The organism is Streptomyces sp. ME02-8801-2C (assembly GCF_033793965.1).
In the GTDB taxonomy this organism is placed as follows: Bacteria; Actinomycetota; Actinomycetes; order Streptomycetales; family Streptomycetaceae; genus Streptomyces.
The window spans coordinates 560,773-578,262 of sequence record NZ_JARAXP010000006.1; the positions used below are offsets into that span (position 1 = coordinate 560,773).

Genomic DNA, 17,490 nt, shown 5'->3' on the forward strand with positions numbered 1-17,490 from the left:
GTCGTGTGCGTGAAGAAATCGGAGACGTGATGAACAAGCTCAAGAAGGCTGCGGCCGTAGCGGTCATGGTCAGCGGTCTCGGCCTTGTCGGCGGCGGGGTTGCCAGCGCCAATGGCGGCCACGACTACGACGACCCGTTCGGGTCCGCGATCGACAACCTGCAGATCGTGGAGTGCGACCAGACATTCGATGGCGGCTCCCTCTTCACCGCCTCTCCTCCCATCACTGGTGACGGGGAGCAGAAGATCGGCAACTTCTGCTCGGCGGTCAACACCGAGGACTGAACAGGCTGTGGTGCCTGCGGGCGGCGCTGCCGCCCGAGGTTGACTGGCGCCCCGGAAGGATGTTGGATTCCGGGGCGCGAACAAAACGCCTCCGGCGGGCAGTGGGAACAAGGCATGCCCCTTGTTCCCACTGCCCGCCGGAGGCATTTTGTTTTTGGGTGATCCGGGATAGGGCGGGGGTAATTCGCATACCTGCGACATCAAATCTCCGTCAACCGGATCGCCAGCCTACTCTGGTTGTCGTAAAAGGTGTGCATAACTTTGATTGGCCCTATTCGATTCGGCGTGTCTGAAATGGCGGAATGGGGGAAATCCATGTTAGCGTCTGTGACGAGCCGGACACGGTCCGTAAGGAGGGTCGTGTGCGTGAAGAAATCGGAGACGTGATGAACAAGCTCAAGAAGACCGCTGCCGTAGTGGCCATGGTTGGCGGTCTCGGCCTTGTGGGCGGCGGGGTTGCCAGTGCCCATGACGGCCTCGACTACGACGGCCCCTTCGTCGCCGACAACCTGCAGGTTGTGGAGTGCGAGCAGTCGTTCGACGGCGGCACCGCCTTCAGTGCTATTCCCACCATTGGTGGCGAAGGGGAGCAGAGCATCGGCAACTTCTGCTCGGCGGTCAACACCGAGGACTGACCGGGCTGTGGTGCCTGCGGGCGGCGCTGCCGCCCGAGGCTGACTGGCGCCCCGGAAGGGTGTTGACCTTCCCGGGGCGCTTTGTTTTGGGCTTTTTTGCTGCGGGTCGACGGGGAGCCCCTGCGTGTCTGCGCAATTCCTGTCTTGTGGCAGGCTCGTCGGGGCAGCCCGCGATATCAAATCTCGGTCAACCGGATCATCGGGCTACTCTGGTTGTCGTAAAAGGTGTGCATAGCTTGATTGGTCCTATTCGATCTGGCGTGTCTGAAATGGCGGAATGGGGGAAATTCGTGTTAGCGTCTGTGACGAGCCGGACACGGTCCGTAAGGAGGGTCGTGTGCGTGAAGAAATCGGAGACGTGATGAACAAGCTCAAGAAGACCGCTGCCGTAGTGGCCATGGTTGGCGGTCTCGGCCTTGTGGGCGGCGGGGTTGCCAGTGCCCACGGTGGCCTCGACTACGACGGCCCGGTTGTCGCCGACAACCTGCAGGTCGTGGAGTGCGAGCAGTCGTTCGACGCCGGCGCCGCCTTCGCCGCCCTTCCGACGGTCGCCACTGGCGACGCGGAGCAGAAAGTCGGCAACTTCTGCTCGGCGGCCAACCCCGAAGACTGAACCGACGTACGGCGGGGAACCGGGTCTCGCGCCTTCAGTGCGAAACCCGTTGCTCCCATACTTGTCGCGTCGGACACTCTGATCGATCCGGTGACTCCGGGTCGAAGGGGTAGCGGCATTAGTTCGTAGAAAAGGAGATGTCGAGATGCAAGAAGCTCGACATCTCCTTTGCCGTTCTGGACGGAGCCACGGCGTTTTGTAGTGGCCGCGAGTCAATCCAATGGAGTTATGCGTGCACAGGTTCAAGAGGATCATGCTGGTGACAACCGCTATCGGTGGTATCGGCCTGGCGGGGTCCGGGATCGCCCAGGCTCACTGCGCTGGAGACGACCAGCCCGAGGCCGCCATCGAAAACGCGCAGTTGCTGAAGTGTGACCAGGAGTACAGGTCCAACGCCCTGGTCGAGGCCAATGTGCCGATCACCGTCCTGGGGGACAGCGTCACGAATATCGGAAATTTCTGCACGCAGGTCAATCAAGAGCGTGGCAGTAGCTGACCCAGGGGATCCCGGGGCGGATTGAGAACTGAATGAAGCCGGATGTCTCCGTGCGTGCGCGGAGTCGATCCGGTGCAGACAGCGGCCATCGCTCCCCTGATGGCCGCTGACTTTTTTGCATATATCGAGATCGGCGTTTCTTCCAGGATCGAACAGAGTGGCATGTTCGCCAGATATCGTCCGATCAGCGCAATTCACATCAGCGGCCAATGCGGGGCCATTCGGATGAAGCTTGATGGCTACTCATCCGTAAGGCGGGTGCCCGCTTGATCCGGGGGTTTACTGCTGAGGTGTCATCGATTCCATCCTTCCGTGGAAGGGGAACTCGAGCCGAATCGCGCCTCGGAGGGGACATGACTGATGTAATTATCCTGCCGCGTTGCCCGGAGACGGGGAAGGCGTCGTTCCGTACTGAATCCGAGGCGAGGATCTGGCTGGTCAGACAGCCGCTGCTCGACAGGATCCCGGATCGTATCTACCGATGCTCTGACTGTCAGTACTGGCACTTCACCGGGTCCCATCACTGGACCAGCCGGAAAATCGGGTGGCGACGAAACTACGGCAGGCGTGAAATCGCTTCCCGACGCAACGGTGGGAAGAAAAGGAGGAACTGACTGCCGCGTCGGCCGGATCTTCCTACATATTCGATCAGAAAGACGACGAGATTGCGAAAGAACCTGAGCAGGGGAATGGTCGTGACCGCCGCCGCGACGAGTGTGCTGTCCCTGTATGTCATCCCGGCGTTCGCGGACTCGGCCCCCCGGGAGGCCCCGGGGCGCACACTCGGCGCCCTGTCCGACACGTCTGCTGTCTCGCCCGACGACAGTGGCCTCCAGATCCTGGAGAACGGTCCGGCGAACGCGGGACCCAACACCAGCGATGTAGGCGCCGCGCCCGACCCGTCCCCCGTGAACTCCCGCATGGGCCGTGCGAACCCCAGCGTGTCGCAGCGCGCCGCCCACGACTCGGCCTCGGCTGACGACCACGAGCACGGCGACCACGGACGCAACAGTGATCACGGCGAAGCTGCCGGGTACGGCGACGACAGCGACGGCGGCGACGACAGCGACGGCGGCTACGGCGACGACGGCGGCTACGGCGACGGCGGCTACGGCGACACACCGCCCACAAAGCCCCCCACCACGCCGCCGGTGTCACCGCCCATCACCACGCCACCGGTGAAGTCACCGCCTGCGTCGCCGCCCCCGACCGCTCCAGCCAGCATCCCGCCGCGAACGCCGCCGGCCTCGCCCCCGACGCAACCGCCCGGCCTGCCCGAGACCGGCGCCAACGAGCAGGTGCTGCCGGCGGCGGGCATCGCCGTGTTGCTGTTGACGAGCGGCGCCATCCTGTACCGACGAGGCCGTGCCGGGTCCCGTCAATAGTGCTCCGCTCGGGGTGCCGGAGGAAGCGCCTTCGGCGCCTGGCACCCCCTCCGTCGACGGCGCGTCCTTCACCTGATTCCTGCGATTCCTCCCCGGCGTTCACGCCAGGGAGGAATCGCATCCTGTGTCGGTCGGCGGAGCGTCGCGGCGTTCCGGTCTTCTGGGGAGCCGGAACGAGTGGGTGGGACGGGGGCGTGTGCGAAGAAGTCCCACGCCACGGAGAGAGTGCGGCCCCGCCACCGGCGGAAGCCGCGGCGGACATTTCGCGGTCGGTGCCACCAAAGCAGGCGCTGACCGAGATGGGCGGCAAGCGCGGGCGGGACGTCCGCCTGGTGCCCCCCATAGCCCTAAAGCGATGGGAGGCACCCCTTCGCGCTCTGTAGGAACGTACCCACACCTGCACCGCGGGCGAAGCCATGTCCCCAGGAACAAGAATTCCGCCGCGGGATGCTCGTCCGTGCTGGTCTGAACCCTGCTGGTGTCGAGATCGTAAGACCTCTTGGAGCGCTGCTTCAGGTGGCGGCCTGAGCCAGGAATCCCCCCTCAGGGACGGGGAGCTGTCAAGGTGCTTCTGTGCACCCCTGACCCACCGGTACCGGGATCACTTGAGCGGGCGGGCCGGAGCTGCGCAGTCGTTGGCGTACTCCTCGTACGAGCGTCGTCGCCGTGAAGGTCGCTCCGTGGACGAACCGCATGGCGGGGCCGAAGGTGGAGGTCGTCAGCAGGCCTGCCAGGAACAGCCCGGGGCACGAGGACTCGAAGTCCCGCCCGACAGCGGGGGAGCGGTCGGCTGTTGTTGTCAGGCTCGCGCGCAACTCGGTGGAGAGCAGGTCGAGCCGGTCCAGGGTCGGGCGGAACCCCGTTGCAGCGATTACGTGTTCGGTATGCACGAAGCTCAGTTCCCCAGTCCGGCTCACCGTCTTCAGACGTACGCCGCCCCCCACCGCACGGGCCGCGGCGATCTCGCGGCCGGGGAGCATCTCCACCACCGGCTCGACCCGGTCCCGCACCCACCAGGCACCCGCCGGCCCCAGCGCTGTGGTCGCGATGCGGGTGCGGGTCGACTCGGGGAGGCGACGGAACAGGTCCGGACGCTCGGCGTAGAACCAGTTGCGCCAGCCGCAGCCGAGCCCGCTGTGCGGGGCGCGGGCCGACTGCCACCAGGGGCGCTGCCATGGCGGTGGCACATCGTTCCAGGACAGCCGGTCGGCTCGGGCCAGTACCCGTACACGCGTTCCCTGTTCGGCGAGAAGCGCAGCGGTCTCCAGGGCCGCCTGGCCGCCGCCGATCACCGTGACGTCCCTGCCCCGGAAGCGGTCGAGGTCACTGTGGTGACTGCTGTGCGAGACGAGCGCGGGGTGCAGGCCACGCAGTGGGGACGGCACCTCCACGAAGGGCATGACGCCTACCGCCAGCGCCACCGTGCGGGCGTGCAGTACCTCTCCGTCCTCCGTGACCGCCTCGAATCCGGCCGGGCGGGCCGTCACCCGGCTCACCAGGCGCTCGTCCACGTGGGGTACGGCGTGGTGCGCGAACCACAGGCCGTACTTGGCGAACGTCGCCACCGGGATCGGTTCGGCGTGGCGCGCCGTCAGACCCTGGGTCGCGCAGTAGGCGTCCAGCTGCCAACGGCCCCCGGGGTCCGCGAGGTTGGAGGCCCAGGGTTCCGACTTCAGGAACATGCCGCGGGGCATGTGGTCCCGCCAGGACGCCATGGGTCGCCCGAGGACGCGCAGGTTCAGTCCGGCGGCCGCGGCATGGGACGCGATGGACAGGCCGTACGGGCCGGCGCCCACCACCAGTAGGTCGTACATCAGCAACTACTCGCCTTCTCGTCGTCGGTCGGGATCGGCGTGGCCGCCTGGCGGACCACACGCGTCGGTGCGGGTGCCGTCGCGGCCGAGCGCAGCCGGGCCGGCAGACGGCGGCAGGCGTGCCGGGTCCACAGGGCCCACATCGCCCAGCCGGGCGCGAGGTCGTCCGGGGCGTGCCAGGCCAGTTCACGGCCGGCCGGCGCCGGTCGCAGCGCGCTGAGCGGCGCGTAGTTCTCGACCACGAACGCCCGCCCGGGCCGGGGCGCCCCCTCGGGCATCGGACGGTTGGTCAGGTCGAGGTGCTGGGCGCGTATGACGTCCAGCCCGGCCGTGTCGGTGAAGAGCCGGAACTGGGCGCCGGGGCGCGGGTTGAAGTCGAGCAGGTGGTAGTCGCCGGTGGTGGCGCAGCGGCGGAAGTCGAGGTCGAAGATGCCCCGGTAGCCCAGTTCACCGACGCCGCGTTCGGCGAGCGCCCGCACCTGCGCGTTCGGTGTCCAGTGGCCCACGGCGGTCAGTCCGGCGCCGCGTGGCCAGGCGTGGAGTTTGCGGCCGGCGCCGCCGCCGTGGATGGTCCCTGTGCGGTCGGCGTACCCGTGGCAGAACCAGTCGAGGTCCGGTCCGGACGGCAGGAACGCCTGGAGAAGGAGTCGGCTGCCCGCCTCCTCCGTTCGCAGGAACAGTTCACCGGCCTGCCGCGCCGAGCGTACGACGACCGTGCTGCGCAGGTCGCTGTCCGCCGGAAGCAGCCAGGGCCGGCTCCACTTCGCCACCGTGGGCAGACCCAGTCGCCAAGCCGCGGCGGCGGCCTCGGTCGCGCTGTCCGGGATCAGTGTCAGCGGGTGGGGGATGCCCACGGTCGCGCATACGGCAGCCAGTTCAGCTTTGTCGGCCACCCGTTCGGCCAGCGCGCCGGGCTGCTGGGGCAGCAGGTAGGCGGGCGTCAGCTCGGCCCGGGCCCGGGCCACCGCGACGGCGCTCGCGTCGTCGAGCGGGATCAGGACGGCCGGCCGCGCGATCTGGGCGGCCACCCGCAACAGTGCGTCGGCGATGTCGGCGGGGGCAGCTCCGAGTGGCGGCGGCGGATGCAGGTGGCGTACGAAGCGGGATCTGCGTACGGGGCTTCCACCGACATCGGCGATCAGGTGGACGTCGACGCCCGCCCTGCCGAGTGAGCGTACGGCGCCCAGTGTTCCGTGGTGAAAGGGATTCCGGTCGGTTCGTACGAGGACGGCGGGGACGCGGGTGTCGAGCAGCGAAACGGACATGTGTATTCGGGTTTCCTTCGGGTCGGTTCACTCGTGCGGGCGAGCGGAACACTCGAAAGCCCTAGGCGCGGTGGCGGAATTCATACTTATATGACTGAGTGTCAGTAGGTGGAAAGCAGGATGAGATCAGGCAGTGCGAAAACACGCGGTGTGAGAACGCGGTGTGAGAACAGGGAGTACGAGAGTGGAGGAAGGAGCAGGCATGGCCCCACACAAGCGACGGGCCCGCACCGGACGGCTGGCGTTCCTGGCGGCGACGGTCGCCGCGTCGGCGGTCCTGGCGACGGGGGGACAGGCCGTGGGCGCGGGGGTGGCCGATCCTCCCGTCCCCGTACCGGGCAGCGCCATGACCACGCGGCCGACACCAGCCGCCGGGGTGGTGACGCCGGTCGCGCCGGTCGCGCCCCAGACCCCCGTACCTCCGGTGAATCCCGAGCCCCCCAAGTCCCCGCCGCCGGAATCCCCGGAGCCGCCGGAGGTCCCCCGCCTCCCCGCCTTCGGCGCGTACGTCGGCTACGACGGCGCCCGGGGTACGGCCAGGATCGGAGAGCTCAGCCGCTGGCTGGGCAATGCCGATCTCAAGGTCGGGCACACCTACCTGCCCGGTGACCGGTGGAGCAACATCGAAGGGCTGCCCGGGTTCCTCGACGTGTGGGCGGACTGGCGGCGGGCCGAGGAGGACCGGCTGTTCGTCCTCAACGTGCCCATGCTGGAGCGCAACGAGGACGGTGTCTCGGACCGTCGGGTCCAGGTGCGGCTGAGGCGCGGCGCGGCCGGTTTCTACGATCACCACTTCCGCGCCCTGGCCGAGCGGCTGGTCGAGCTGAAGATCCCGGACACCGTCATCGTGCTCGGCTGGGAAATGAACGGCATTACGTACACCCATCGCTGCGGGCCTGACCCGGAGGCCTGGAAGAGGTACTGGAACAGGATCGTCACCACCATGCGTGCGGTGCCTGGCCAGAAATTCCGGTTCGATTTCAATCCGACCCGGGGCAAGGACGCCATTCCGTGGCCGCAGTGCTATCCGGGGGACGACACGGTCGACATCATCGGCATGGACGCCTATGACCAGCCGCAGGGACTGTCATTCGACGAGCAGGTGAACGAGCCCTACGGACTTCAGGCACATGTGGACTTCGCCAAGGCTCATGGAAAGGCCATTTCCTATCCGGAATGGGGACTCTTCCGCAACGGCGACAACCCGGAGTACATGCGGCGCATGCTCGCCTGGATCGACAAGCACAAGCCGCTGTACAACACGCTGACCGACTACTGTCCGCACGGCGTCTGGCTGTGCGGCAGCAATCCGAAGGCGTCCCAGGTGTACCGCCAGGCGCTGACGGGCCGCAAGGACACGCAGTCGACCGTGCCGACACCGAACCCGAACCCGACCCCGCAGCCGCCGACGCCCACGGACCCGGTCACCCCGCCCGTGCCGCTGCCGCCGCCCAACTGCTCGCCGGTGGAACTGGGTGACTGGGTGGAGTACTGGTTGGGCGGGAGGCTGTGCCTGCGCTTCGACTGGTGGTCGCGCAACTGATGACCGCCCGGTGGCGGCGGGTCGTTCACGATCCGCCGCCACCGTTGCCGGTTTCCCCTCCGTCGCTGTTTCCGCTTCCGCTTCCGTCGCGTTCCCGCAGTCGGCGCAGGAGTTCCTTGCCCTGGCTGCGGGCGGCGACATCGCACACGACCGCCGACATCAGCGGTGCCGTCAGCCGCCGGGCCAGCAACAGCCGTTGGTTGACGACGGGTTCGGGGCGCCAGTGGTGCTTGTACGGCTCGTCACCGCGCAACAGACTCAGCGTGCCGTGCCCGCCCGCCCCGGTGTGCTGGGTGCAGGCGTCGAGCAGCATCACGGCGACGTCCGCCTTCCGTTTCCGCAGGCCGGGATGGGCGCCGTACAGATAGCCGCCCGCGAGGCGTCCCGACAGCAGCGTCAGGTCGACGGCGACCACGCTGTCGTCGAGGCGGAACTCGGTGACCACGGCGTCCCCGGAGCGCACCATCGGCCCCACCGACCGGGCGAGGTGCTCGTGGAACCGGGGCTGGAGATGTTCCGACGTCACTTTCCGGCCCTGCCACTGGAGTTGGTGGAGTTCGAGGAGGCGGGCCAGGGCCGCGTCGACCTCGTCGGGGCGGACGACGCGGCGCTCGACGCCGAGCGCGGTCAGTTTGCGCAGCTTGGCACGCACCCGCTGGGCTTTCGAGGGGGGGAGGCGGGAGACGAGGCCGTCCATCGAGACGGCAGGCAGCTCCAGGCACAGGGAGTCCCTCACCTGGCGGCGCGGACCACGCCAGCGCTCGTACACGCGTTCCGCCGCGCCGCCCGGCCGGACCTCGCGGAGGTCGATCAGGGCGGTGCGGGAGGCGTCGGAGAGTCCCTCGGCGAGGGCGTCGGCGGCCTCGTCAGCCGCCTCGTCGTCGAGGAGCACATCACCGTAGTCGGAGATCGCGCCGCCGAGCGGGACCAGGGCGGGCAGCGGGCGGTGTACGCGCATCAGCGGCGCGGCGGCGAGGAGTTCGCCCTCCGGATCGCGGACCACGACGACTCGCAGCCGGCCCGCGACACCGTAGGACAGCCACCACGAGTGCAGCCAGGCATGGCTCTGGAACGGGGTCGCCGGGCCGCATCGCCGGTACAACCGACCCCACGCCGGGGCCAGTTCGGCGAATGTGGCCTCGTCGCTGACGACTTCGGTGCGCAGGGCGCCCGTGGTCGTGACCGTCACAGCTGTCCGTGTGCATCGGCGGCGACGGCCGGGCCCGGTACGGAGGCCGCCGGTGCCGGATCCTCCGTACGTCGCCGGGGCCGCACCAGCAGCACCAGTCCGCCGAGCAGTCCGCCCGCGCTCGCGCCGACCAGTCCGGTCACCTTGGCCGAGGCCGAGGACGGCTGGGCCGGCTTGACCGCGCGCGAGAACTCCAGCAGCTCCACGTGGGTGGAGTTCTTGGTGTCGTTGGCGTGCAGGGTGAGGGAGCGCGCCACGGCGTTGGCCATGGCGGCGGCGCGGTCGCGGCGCGGGGAGGTGGCGGACACGGCGACCATGGGCGCGTCGGGCGAGGTAGCCGTCCGCACGCTCTTCCGCAGCGTCGACACCGATACGCCGGCCAACGCCTGGGCGTCCCCGAGTACCGCGAGCTGCGTGGCGACCCGCCCGTACGCCTGCGCGAAACCGAGCGCGGACGCCGGATCGGACTTCTCGGTCGGTACGGCGATGACGTAGCTGCTGGCCGTATAGGTGGGCGGCTTGAAGGTGCCGTACGCGCCGCCCAGGAGGCCGCCGAGTACGGCGCCGGCCGCTAGGAGGGTCCACGGGAGCAGGGCGCGGGTGCGGGTGCGGGGCGTGAGGCGGGGGGCTCCGCTGGGGTTCTCGGTCATGAGGAGGGGGCTCCCTGGGGTGACGGGGACGGTGTCATCGAGCGGGTGGTCGCCGCATACACGTCCATGAGCTGGGCGGCGCTGCGGGTGATGTCGTAGCGGTGGGCGGCGGCGGGGGGTGTGCGGTCCCGTGGGCCCAGCGCGCGGGCCTCGGTGAGGGCGCGCGCGAAGGAGTCCGCGCCGCCGGGTACGCGCTGGGCGCCTTCGGTGACCTCCGGGGGGAGGTCCTCGATCGCCGGGCAGGACACGTACCGGACGGGCAGCCCGGCGGCCAGCGCCTCCACGACCGCGAGGCCGAAGGCCTCCTCCGGGCAGGGGGAGGCGAGCAGGTCCATCGCGGAGGTGAGGGAGGGCAGGTCGGGGCCGGGGGTGCCGTCCGGTACGTAGGGCCGTTCGCCGGTGAACAGCACCCGGTCGGCGACGCCCGCCTCACTCGCGGTGCGCCGCAGGACGTGCTCCTCAGGGCCGCCACCGACGAGCAACAGATAGTAGTCGTCGGGGAGTTGGGCCAGGGCGCCGATGACGTCGCCGAAGCGCTTGCCCGATGCGAGCCGTCCGACGCCGCCGACGACGTACGCCCCCTCGGGCAGCCCGAGGCGCTCGCGGGTGTGGCGACGGGCGACCGGGTCGAAGCGGAAGCGGGCCAGGTCGATGCCGTTGGGGACGACCTCGATGCGGGGCGCGGGCACACCCCAGCGGCGGAGCCGGCCGGCGACCGTCGGGGACACGGCGACGGTGGTGCTGCCGAGCCGCTCGCTGGCGAGGTACAGCGCGCGGACCCCGGCGGTCAGCCGCCGCCCCTCCATCTGCGAGTCGCCCAGGGAGTGTTCGGTGGCGACGATCGCCCGTACGCCCGCGAGCCGCGCGGCGATCCTGCCGTACACGCAGGCCCGGTAGAGGTGGGTGTGCACGAGGTCGTAGCGGCCGGCGCGGATGACGTCGACCAGGCGGGGCAGGGCGGCGAGGTCCCGGTTGCCGGCCATGCCGAGGTGCACGACCCGGACGCCGTCGGCGACCAGGCCGTCGGCGACAGAGCCCGGGTTGGTGAGCGTCACGACATCGCAGTCGACCGGCAAGTGCCGTAGCAGAAGCCGGAGTTGCTGCTCGGCGCCGCCGACGCCGAGTCCGGTGATGATGTGCAGGGCCTTCACCGCCGTCACACCCCCCGGACCGGTCGACGCCGCAGCCGGTGCAGCCGGTACTTGAGACGCAGGCGTACGGCGGTGTCGTTCTCGCCGATGTGGACGCGGGGGAGAACGTGGACGCCCTTCAGCTGCCTGGGGTCGATCGCGCAGCCGTATCCGTAACCGGCCGCCCGCACGGCGTCGACTGCCCGCTGGTCAACCGTCCCGTACGGATAGCAGAAGCCCTCGACCGGAGCACCGCTCAACTCCGAGAGCATCGCTCTGCTGTCTGCGACCTCCGCGCGCAGCAGCTCATCGTCCGCCTTCGTCAGGTCGACGTGCGTCAGCCCGTGCGACCCGAGCTCGACCCCGGCCGCGGCGACGGCACGGATGCCGGCCGCCGTGAGGAGCGGCTTGCGCGGGCCAAGCAGATCCCAGACGTTCTCCCCGCCGAGCCGCCCCGGCAGGACGAAGAGGGTCGCGCCGCAGTCCCAACGCTCGAGTACCGGGAGGGCGGTGGTGAGGAAGTCGGCATAACCGTCGTCGAAGGTGAGCCCGACGAGCCCGCGCCCCTCGCCTCGGGAACGGGCGGCGAGCAGCTCGGCCACGCCCACGCCCCGCAGCCCGTGCCGGTGCAGCCACCGCAGTTGGGCGTCGAGGCGCTCGGGCGTGACAGTGACGCGGTACGGGTCGTCCGAGCAGTCGCCCACGGAGTGGTACATCGCCACCCAGGGGACGGAACCGGGGCGGGCGGATCTTCGGCTGCGGTCAGCGGGCTCGGTCGCGGCGGCGGGGACGGGGGCGGGCGTGGATGCGGGTGCGCTTGCGGACATGCGGAACCCTTCGGGTCATGGAGCGTGCGGAACGGAGTGCGAGGACGAAGCTCTGCACGGCCTGGGCCCGCATGAGTAGGCCGAGCAGGAAGTAGACGACGGTGACGGTCGCCGTACCGGCGGCGAGTCCCGCCACGGGCCCGTCGATCCGGCTGGTCACGAACGCCCCCGCGGCCGTCGCGCACAACGCCGCGCGCACCGGTTTGCTCAGCTCGGCCAGCACTCGGCGGGTCCGGATCGGCACACTGCGCGGACCCATGCCGTACAGCAGCAGCGCGGCCGACAGCGTGATCCCGGCCGCGTTGGCGGTGGCGATCCCGCACACCCCCAACGAACCGACCGTCCACGCGCCGATCCAGGACGTCGCGACGACTCCCGCGGTCATCGCGGCCAGCGGATACCAGGTGGGCCGGTTCGAGGAGAAGTACGAGCGGATGAGCGCGCCGACCAGTGTGTGTCCCAGCAGCCCGAGCGCGTACACGCGCATCACGGTGGCCGTCGCCTCGGTGTCCCGGGCGGTGAACGCGCCCCGCTGGAAGAGGAGTTCGATGATCTGCGGCGCGCAGGCGACCACCGAGGCCGCGCCGAGCAGCACCACCCAGGCGGCCAGCGCGATATCGCGCTCCACCCGGCTGCGGGCCCGCTCGGTGTCGCCCTCCGCGATCGCCTGCGCGACCACCGGGAAGGTGACCGTGCACAGCATCAGCGACAGGGTCATCGGGATCTGGGCGACCTTCTGCGCGTAGTTCAGATGCGAGATGGCCCCGGCGGGCAGGGTGGAGGCGAGGAAACGTTCGACGAGCACCTGCGACTGCCGGGTCAGCGCGAAGAGCAGCACCGGCGCGACGTGTCCGAACGCCATTGGCGCACCGGACGCCTCCTTCACCACGACCTCGTCCGGCACGGCCGACCGGCGACGCCGCAGCTGCCGTAGCACGGAGGGCAGTTGGGTGACGACCATCAGCGCGCCGCCCACCGCCACCCCGACCGCCGCCGAGCGCACCCCCCAGCGCCCGCCCAGCACGAACATCGCCGTGATGATGCCGGTGTTGTAGGCGACGTAGATCGCCGCCGGAGCCAGGAACCGCCGGTGCGCGCGCAGGGCCGCGCTGCAGTACCCGGCGAGCCCGAAGCTGAACACGCAGGTGGCGGTGAGGCGGGTGCAGTCCACGGCGAGCGACGGGTCGGGCAGGCCGGGGGCGAGTGCCTCGACCAGGTAGGGAGCGGTGGCGATCAGCAGCGCGCCGACCGCCGCGAACGCCAGCGCCAGCCGGGGCAGCGTCGTGGCGACCAGCGCCCGCACCGGATCGCCCGGGGCACCCTGGGCGCGCCGGGCCAGCGCCACGCTGAACGCCGGGATCAGGACGAAGGCCAGCCCGTCCTCGATGAGCAGCGTCGCCGCGAACTCCGGCACGGTCCACGCGACCAGGAAGGCGTCCGTGTCTCTGCCCGCCCCGAAAAGCCGGGCCAGCGACTGGTCCCGGGCCAGCCCGAGCAGGGCGCCCGCGACCGAGAGGACGGCCGTGACGAGGGTGGCCTTGGCGAGGAACTTCCCGGAAACAGGGGCCAGTTCGGCGGGTTCGCCGCTGTGCTTCTTGGCGCGGCTGCCCTCCGTTGCCGGCGAAGCGGCGCGTGCCGCGGGCAGCGTCACCCTGATCTCTCCCTCCGCTCGAGGAGGCGTCACGGTCATCGCGCCGAGGCCTTGAGCAGGTCGTCGCCGCCGACGAGGGCCCACCAGGCGACGAGCCCGAAGGCGAGGGCGGTCAGCACGGTCGCGGGCCCGCCGATGTCGGCGTACAGGAAGTCGGTCAACTGCCAGACCAGCAGGCCGCAGGCGACGAGCGCACAGTCGAGCCCGCCGCCGGACGCCGGCCGCTGCGCCCGTACGAGCCCACGCAGGCCACACACCAGCAGTGCCAGCCAACTGCCCCCGAGGGACAGCAGCCCGATGAGGCCCTGCTCGCTGAGCACCAGCAGGTACATGTTGTGCGGGGACAGCAGCGGCTGCTTGCGGTACGCGGCGCCCGCGCCCTCCGTGTCACTGCCCGAGGACAGGGCCAACGAGGCGTGTCCATCACGGTGTTCGGTGAAGCCCTTCAACCCGACGCCGGTGAGCGGGTGTTGGCTCCACATGGCGGTCGCCGCCGCCCACATCGTGTACCGGTCGGTGATCGACTGGTCGGGGTCGTCGGCGAGTTGGGTGATGCTGCTGACCCGCTCCTGGAGCATCGCCGTACCGATGCCGAGGCCGCCGACCAGGATCACCGCCGAGGCGGTCACCACCGCGCCCACCTTCAGCGCGCGCCGCATCCCGGCCAGTGCCAGCTGCAGCGTGCAGGCCGCCGTCGTGGCGATCCAGGCGCCCCGGCTGAAGGAGACCGCGAGCGGGGCGAGCAGCACCAGGGCGCAGCCGGCGGCAACGGCCCGTTGCCGGGCGGCGGTCGCCCCGAGTGCCAGCCCGACCGCGCACATCAGCCCGAAGGCCACCACGGTTGCCATGCCCATCACGTCGGCGGGCCCGAACGTGCCCACAGCCCGGATCTCCTCGCCCTGGAAGGAGGCGCCGGTCCCGGTCGCGAACTGATGCACCCCGACCGCTCCCTGGAACAGGGCGAACCCTACGAACGACCAGGCCAGCACCCGGAAGTCGCGCCGGTCCCGGACCAGCAGCACGATGGAGGCCGGGACCAGCACGAAGATCTGGAGGTAGCGCCCCAGGCCCCCGATCCCGGCCGCCGGCGAGGACGCCCCGACGGCTGCGACCGCGAGCCCGACCACGGGCAGCCCGAGCACCACGGCGGCCGTACGGGACAGGGGGCGCCGCCGCTCCCGTACGAGCCGGATCGCGCAGAAGAGGACCACGAGCCCGGAGACCGCGTCGGCCGGGGTCGCCCCGCCGTCGGTGCCCTGCGCGGCGGGCAGCGCGAGCAGGGCGATCACCAGGATCACGGGCAGAAGCGGGGCGAACGACGCGAGGTGCGTGAAGGGCACTCGGCGCGGCAACGCCGGCGCGGGGCTGTGGCTCACTGCGCTCAGCTTCCTGTCGGGCGGACGAGCGTGGCGGCGGTGCGCAGCAGGATGCAGATGTCCTGCCACAGCGACCAGTTGTCGATGTAGGCGTTGTCGAACCGGCAGCGGTCCTCGATCGAGGTGTCTCCGCGCAGCCCGTGGATCTGGGCGAGGCCGGTGATACCGGTCTGCATCCGGTGACGGGCCGCGTAACCGGGGTAGGCCTGGCTGAACTTGCCCACGAAGTAGGGGCGTTCGGGCCTCGGACCGACCAGGCTCATGTCACCCCGGAGGACGTTCCACAACTGGAGGAGCTCGTCCATCGAGGTACGGCGCAGGAGTCGGCAGAACCAGTTCATCCGCCGTTCGTCGGCGACGCTCCAGCGGGTCGCCGACTCCATCTCGTCGACCGGGCGGTGGGTGCGGAACTTCAGGAGAGTGAAGGGGCGCCCGTCCATGCCGATGCGCTCCTGCCTGAACACCACACCCGGCCCGTCGGTCAGCCGCAGCACCACCGCGCACAGCAGCAGCACCGGCGAGAACAGCAGGAGCAGAGTGCCCGAGACCAGGACGTCGAGCAGCCGCTTGCCGAGGCTGCCCGGCCCGTCCGGCACCATCGCGAGCCGTCGGCAGGAGAACCCGGCGAGCCGCTCGGCACTCTCGTACGAGGGCGACTCGCCGTCGATCTCCCACACTGTGCAGCCCGACTCCGCCAACGCCCGTAGCAGCGGCCCCTGTTCTGCCCGTACGGAGGGGTGGACGGCGAGCACGGCGCGCACGCCGTTCTGGATGAGTGCCCGCTGGACCTCCTCGCCGGTGGACAGCACGGGCAGGCCTGCCCCGCCGTCCGGGTGGTCGGTGACGAGCCCCACCGGCCGTACTCCACATACCGGGTGGCGCAGGAACGCTGCGGCCACGCGTCGTGCGGTGTCGGCCGGGCCGATGACGAGGGCCGTGTGCGGGCGGCGCAGCAGCGTCCGGCGCCGCCGCCAGTGGACGGTCCCGCGCCCGGCGGCACTCGCAGTCGCCTGTACCGCGCAGCCCAGGACGAGGGTCCGCGCGGACAGCGCGTCGGCGGGCGCGTATGCCCCGACCACGGCGGCGAGAGCCAGCCAGCCCATCGCGATCCGGCCGCAGACGGCGGGCAGTTCGTCGAGGAACGCGGGCACGGACTCGGGCCGGTACAGCGAGGCGCGCGTGTTCAGCACGACCACGCCGAGCAGCAGCGCGCCGACGAGGAGGTGGTGGCGCTGGGGCTCGGTCAGCGCCAGGGCGCCGAGCAGGGTGGCGCCGCTGTCGACGGCGAGCAGCGGCAGCGGGGAGGCCGGCCGGGGCGTGGGGCGCCGGCCGGCCGGGAACCTCAATCCGCCGGCCGACGCGCGGGGCGGGAACACCGAGACGGCGGATGCGGTCGAGAATCCGTGATCCCGATGCCCTCCGCTGGTGGAGGGGACGGTACTTTCCGCAGTCACGAGTGGATGGACTCCCTGTACTGGGCGCGCACGGGCCGCACGGCGTGCGCGCTGATCAGCTCGCGGTACACGCCCGCGACGGCCTCGGCGGTGTGCCGTACGTCGTGCGCGGACAGGACGTGTCTGCGCCCCAGCTGCCCCAGCGACGCGCGCAGCTGCGGGTCGAGCAGCAGTTCGGCGACGGTCCCGGCGAGCGCGGCGGGGTTCTCGGGCGGCACGAGGCAGCGTGGTGCGAGCGCGGCGGGCAGACTCTCGCGCCCGCCGTCGACGTCGGTGACGACCACCGGCCGCCCGCAGGCCATCGCCTCCAGCGGCGCCAGTGCCATGCCCTCCCACCGCGAGGGCAGGACGACCAGATCGGCGGCCCGGTACCAGGGGACGGCATCGGCGACAGCCCCCGCGAACAGCACCGAGTCGGGAGCGAGAGCCCGCAGCCGCCGGGCGTCCGGCCCGTCGCCGACGAGCACGAGCCGCGCCCCCGGCACCCGTTCCGCGACCTCGTCCCACGCCCGGAGCAGCACGTCCTGCCCCTTCTGCCGGCACAGCCGCCCCACGCACACGACCAGCGGAGCGGCCGGTTCGACGCCCCCGAGCAACGGAATCCTGTCCCGTACGGGGTTCGCGGCCGCGGGGTGGAAGCGCTCGGTGTCGATCCCGTTCGGGATCACCCGCCATTGCCCTGCGATCCCGGCGCGCACCCCGGTCGCCCGTTCGGCGTCGCTCACGCACACCACCCGGGAGGCCCAACGCGCCCCCCATCGCTCCCACTTGAGCGCCAGCGCCGCGGTGGGCCCGCCGACCGCCTCGAACGACCAGGCGTGCGGCTGGAACACCGTTGCGACCCGCCCCCGTACGGCCAGCCGAGTGGCGATCCCGGCCTTCGCACTGTGCGCGTGCACGACATCCGGCCGTACCGCCCCGACCACCCGCCCGAGCCGCCGCACCTCCCCGACAAGCGAGGGCCCCGGCGCGCGCGTCGCGTGCCAGGGGCGTACGTCGGCGCCGAGCGCCCTCAGTCGCGCGGGGAGGTCACCGTCGTCCGGGCAGGCGACCGCGACGTGCAGACCGGCGGCGAGCTGGGCCCGCGCCAGGTCCGCCACGACCCGGGCCGCCCCGCCGTCCACCGGCTGGGTGACGTGCAGGACCCGTGGCCGGGGGTCCGGTGCTGACAGTTGCAT

The 17,490-nt window shown here is 70.8% G+C and carries 16 protein-coding genes; 6 read left to right on the forward strand and 10 right to left on the reverse strand.

Going from position 1 to position 17,490, the window contains the following annotated elements; genetic code table 11:
• The first annotated feature begins 5 nt into the window (after window positions 1-5).
• The 5 genes from PV396_RS22770 (at window position 6) to PV396_RS22790 (ending at window position 3,413) form a co-directional block, all read left to right on the forward strand.
• On the forward strand, window positions 6-284 hold the full coding sequence (locus tag PV396_RS22770; protein WP_319207287.1) for a hypothetical protein: 279 nt from the start codon (window positions 6-8) through the stop codon (window positions 282-284).
• Between the two features lie 362 nt (window positions 285-646).
• Window positions 647-919, forward strand: a complete 273-nt coding sequence (locus PV396_RS22775) for a hypothetical protein (RefSeq protein WP_319207289.1) — start codon at window positions 647-649, stop codon at window positions 917-919.
• A 337-nt stretch (window positions 920-1,256) separates the two neighbouring features.
• Window positions 1,257-1,532, forward strand: coding sequence for a hypothetical protein (locus PV396_RS22780; RefSeq protein ID WP_319207290.1), 276 nt, complete (start codon window positions 1,257-1,259; stop codon window positions 1,530-1,532).
• A 232-nt stretch (window positions 1,533-1,764) separates the two neighbouring features.
• Window positions 1,765-2,028, forward strand: coding sequence for a hypothetical protein (locus PV396_RS22785; protein WP_319207291.1), 264 nt, complete (start codon window positions 1,765-1,767; stop codon window positions 2,026-2,028).
• Window positions 2,029-2,723: 695 nt separating this feature from the next.
• A complete protein-coding gene (locus PV396_RS22790) occupies window positions 2,724-3,413 on the forward strand; it encodes an LPXTG cell wall anchor domain-containing protein (protein WP_319207292.1) in 690 nt (229 codons plus the stop codon).
• A gap of 560 nt (window positions 3,414-3,973) precedes the next feature.
• On the opposite strand, the gene PV396_RS22795 is transcribed toward PV396_RS22790, so the two are convergent.
• Together PV396_RS22795 and PV396_RS22800 are read right to left on the reverse strand one after the other, a co-directional pair.
• A complete protein-coding gene (locus tag PV396_RS22795) occupies window positions 3,974-5,227 on the reverse strand; it encodes an NAD(P)-binding domain-containing protein (RefSeq protein WP_319207293.1) in 1,254 nt (417 codons plus the stop codon).
• On the reverse strand, window positions 5,227-6,492 hold the full coding sequence (locus tag PV396_RS22800; RefSeq protein WP_319207295.1) for an ATP-grasp domain-containing protein: 1,266 nt from the start codon (window positions 6,490-6,492) through the stop codon (window positions 5,227-5,229). Before PV396_RS22800 ends, PV396_RS22795 begins: the two co-directional genes overlap by 1 nt.
• Window positions 6,493-6,694: 202 nt before the next feature.
• On the opposite strand from PV396_RS22800, the gene PV396_RS22805 reads away from it, so the two are divergent.
• On the forward strand, window positions 6,695-8,035 hold the full coding sequence (locus PV396_RS22805) for a glycoside hydrolase family 26 protein (RefSeq protein WP_319207297.1): 1,341 nt from the start codon (window positions 6,695-6,697) through the stop codon (window positions 8,033-8,035).
• A 25-nt stretch (window positions 8,036-8,060) separates the two neighbouring features.
• Here PV396_RS22805 and PV396_RS22810 read toward each other — a convergent pair whose 3' ends face one another.
• The 8 genes from PV396_RS22810 to PV396_RS22845 are packed head-to-tail and all read right to left on the reverse strand — an operon-like array spanning window position 8,061 to window position 17,490.
• Window positions 8,061-9,224 carry a GNAT family N-acetyltransferase gene (locus PV396_RS22810; protein ID WP_319207299.1) on the reverse strand — a complete coding sequence of 388 codons (1,164 nt, stop codon included), beginning with the start codon at window positions 9,222-9,224 and terminating at the stop codon, window positions 8,061-8,063.
• Complete coding sequence (locus PV396_RS22815) at window positions 9,221-9,874, reverse strand: lipopolysaccharide biosynthesis protein (protein ID WP_319207302.1); 654 nt, start codon at window positions 9,872-9,874, stop codon at window positions 9,221-9,223. The genes PV396_RS22810 and PV396_RS22815 overlap by 4 nt, the downstream gene beginning before the upstream one ends.
• Window positions 9,871-11,025 carry a glycosyltransferase gene (locus PV396_RS22820; RefSeq protein ID WP_319207304.1) on the reverse strand — a complete coding sequence of 385 codons (1,155 nt, stop codon included), beginning with the start codon at window positions 11,023-11,025 and terminating at the stop codon, window positions 9,871-9,873. The genes PV396_RS22815 and PV396_RS22820 overlap by 4 nt, the downstream gene beginning before the upstream one ends.
• 5 nt (window positions 11,026-11,030) lie before the next feature.
• The gene (locus PV396_RS22825; protein WP_416071456.1) at window positions 11,031-11,831 is read right to left on the reverse strand and encodes a polysaccharide deacetylase family protein; all 801 of its coding nucleotides are present in this window, start codon (window positions 11,829-11,831) and stop codon (window positions 11,031-11,033) included.
• Window positions 11,767-13,521: a murein biosynthesis integral membrane protein MurJ gene (gene murJ, locus PV396_RS22830; protein WP_319207308.1), complete on the reverse strand. Its 1,755-nt coding sequence runs from the start codon at window positions 13,519-13,521 to the stop codon at window positions 11,767-11,769. Before murJ ends, PV396_RS22825 begins: the two co-directional genes overlap by 65 nt.
• Window positions 13,518-14,858 (reverse strand): O-antigen ligase family protein, encoded by a 1,341-nt coding sequence (locus tag PV396_RS22835; RefSeq protein ID WP_416071457.1) that lies wholly within the window; start codon window positions 14,856-14,858, stop codon window positions 13,518-13,520. Before PV396_RS22835 ends, murJ begins: the two co-directional genes overlap by 4 nt.
• Before the next feature lie 5 nt (window positions 14,859-14,863).
• A complete protein-coding gene (locus PV396_RS22840; RefSeq protein ID WP_319207310.1) occupies window positions 14,864-16,312 on the reverse strand; it encodes an exopolysaccharide biosynthesis polyprenyl glycosylphosphotransferase in 1,449 nt (482 codons plus the stop codon).
• A complete protein-coding gene (locus tag PV396_RS22845) occupies window positions 16,309-17,490 on the reverse strand; it encodes a glycosyltransferase (protein ID WP_319207312.1) in 1,182 nt (393 codons plus the stop codon). The genes PV396_RS22840 and PV396_RS22845 overlap by 4 nt, the downstream gene beginning before the upstream one ends.

Excerpts from the sequence above, each read along its gene's own strand:
- PV396_RS22795 (WP_319207293.1), bottom strand. The coding sequence starts at position 5,227 with ATGTACGACCTACTGGTGGTGGGCGCCGGCCCGTACGGCCTGTCCATC.
- PV396_RS22800 (WP_319207295.1), bottom strand. The coding sequence starts at position 6,492 with ATGTCCGTTTCGCTGCTCGACACCCGCGTCCCCGCCGTCCTCGTACGA.
- PV396_RS22805 (WP_319207297.1), top strand. The coding sequence starts at position 6,695 with ATGGCCCCACACAAGCGACGGGCCCGCACCGGACGGCTGGCGTTCCTG.
- PV396_RS22815 (WP_319207302.1), bottom strand. The coding sequence starts at position 9,874 with ATGACCGAGAACCCCAGCGGAGCCCCCCGCCTCACGCCCCGCACCCGC.
- PV396_RS22825 (WP_416071456.1), bottom strand. The coding sequence starts at position 11,831 with ATGTCCGCAAGCGCACCCGCATCCACGCCCGCCCCCGTCCCCGCCGCC.
- murJ (WP_319207308.1), bottom strand. The coding sequence starts at position 13,521 with ATGACCGTGACGCCTCCTCGAGCGGAGGGAGAGATCAGGGTGACGCTG.
- PV396_RS22845 (WP_319207312.1), bottom strand. The coding sequence starts at position 17,490 with ATGCAACTGTCAGCACCGGACCCCCGGCCACGGGTCCTGCACGTCACC.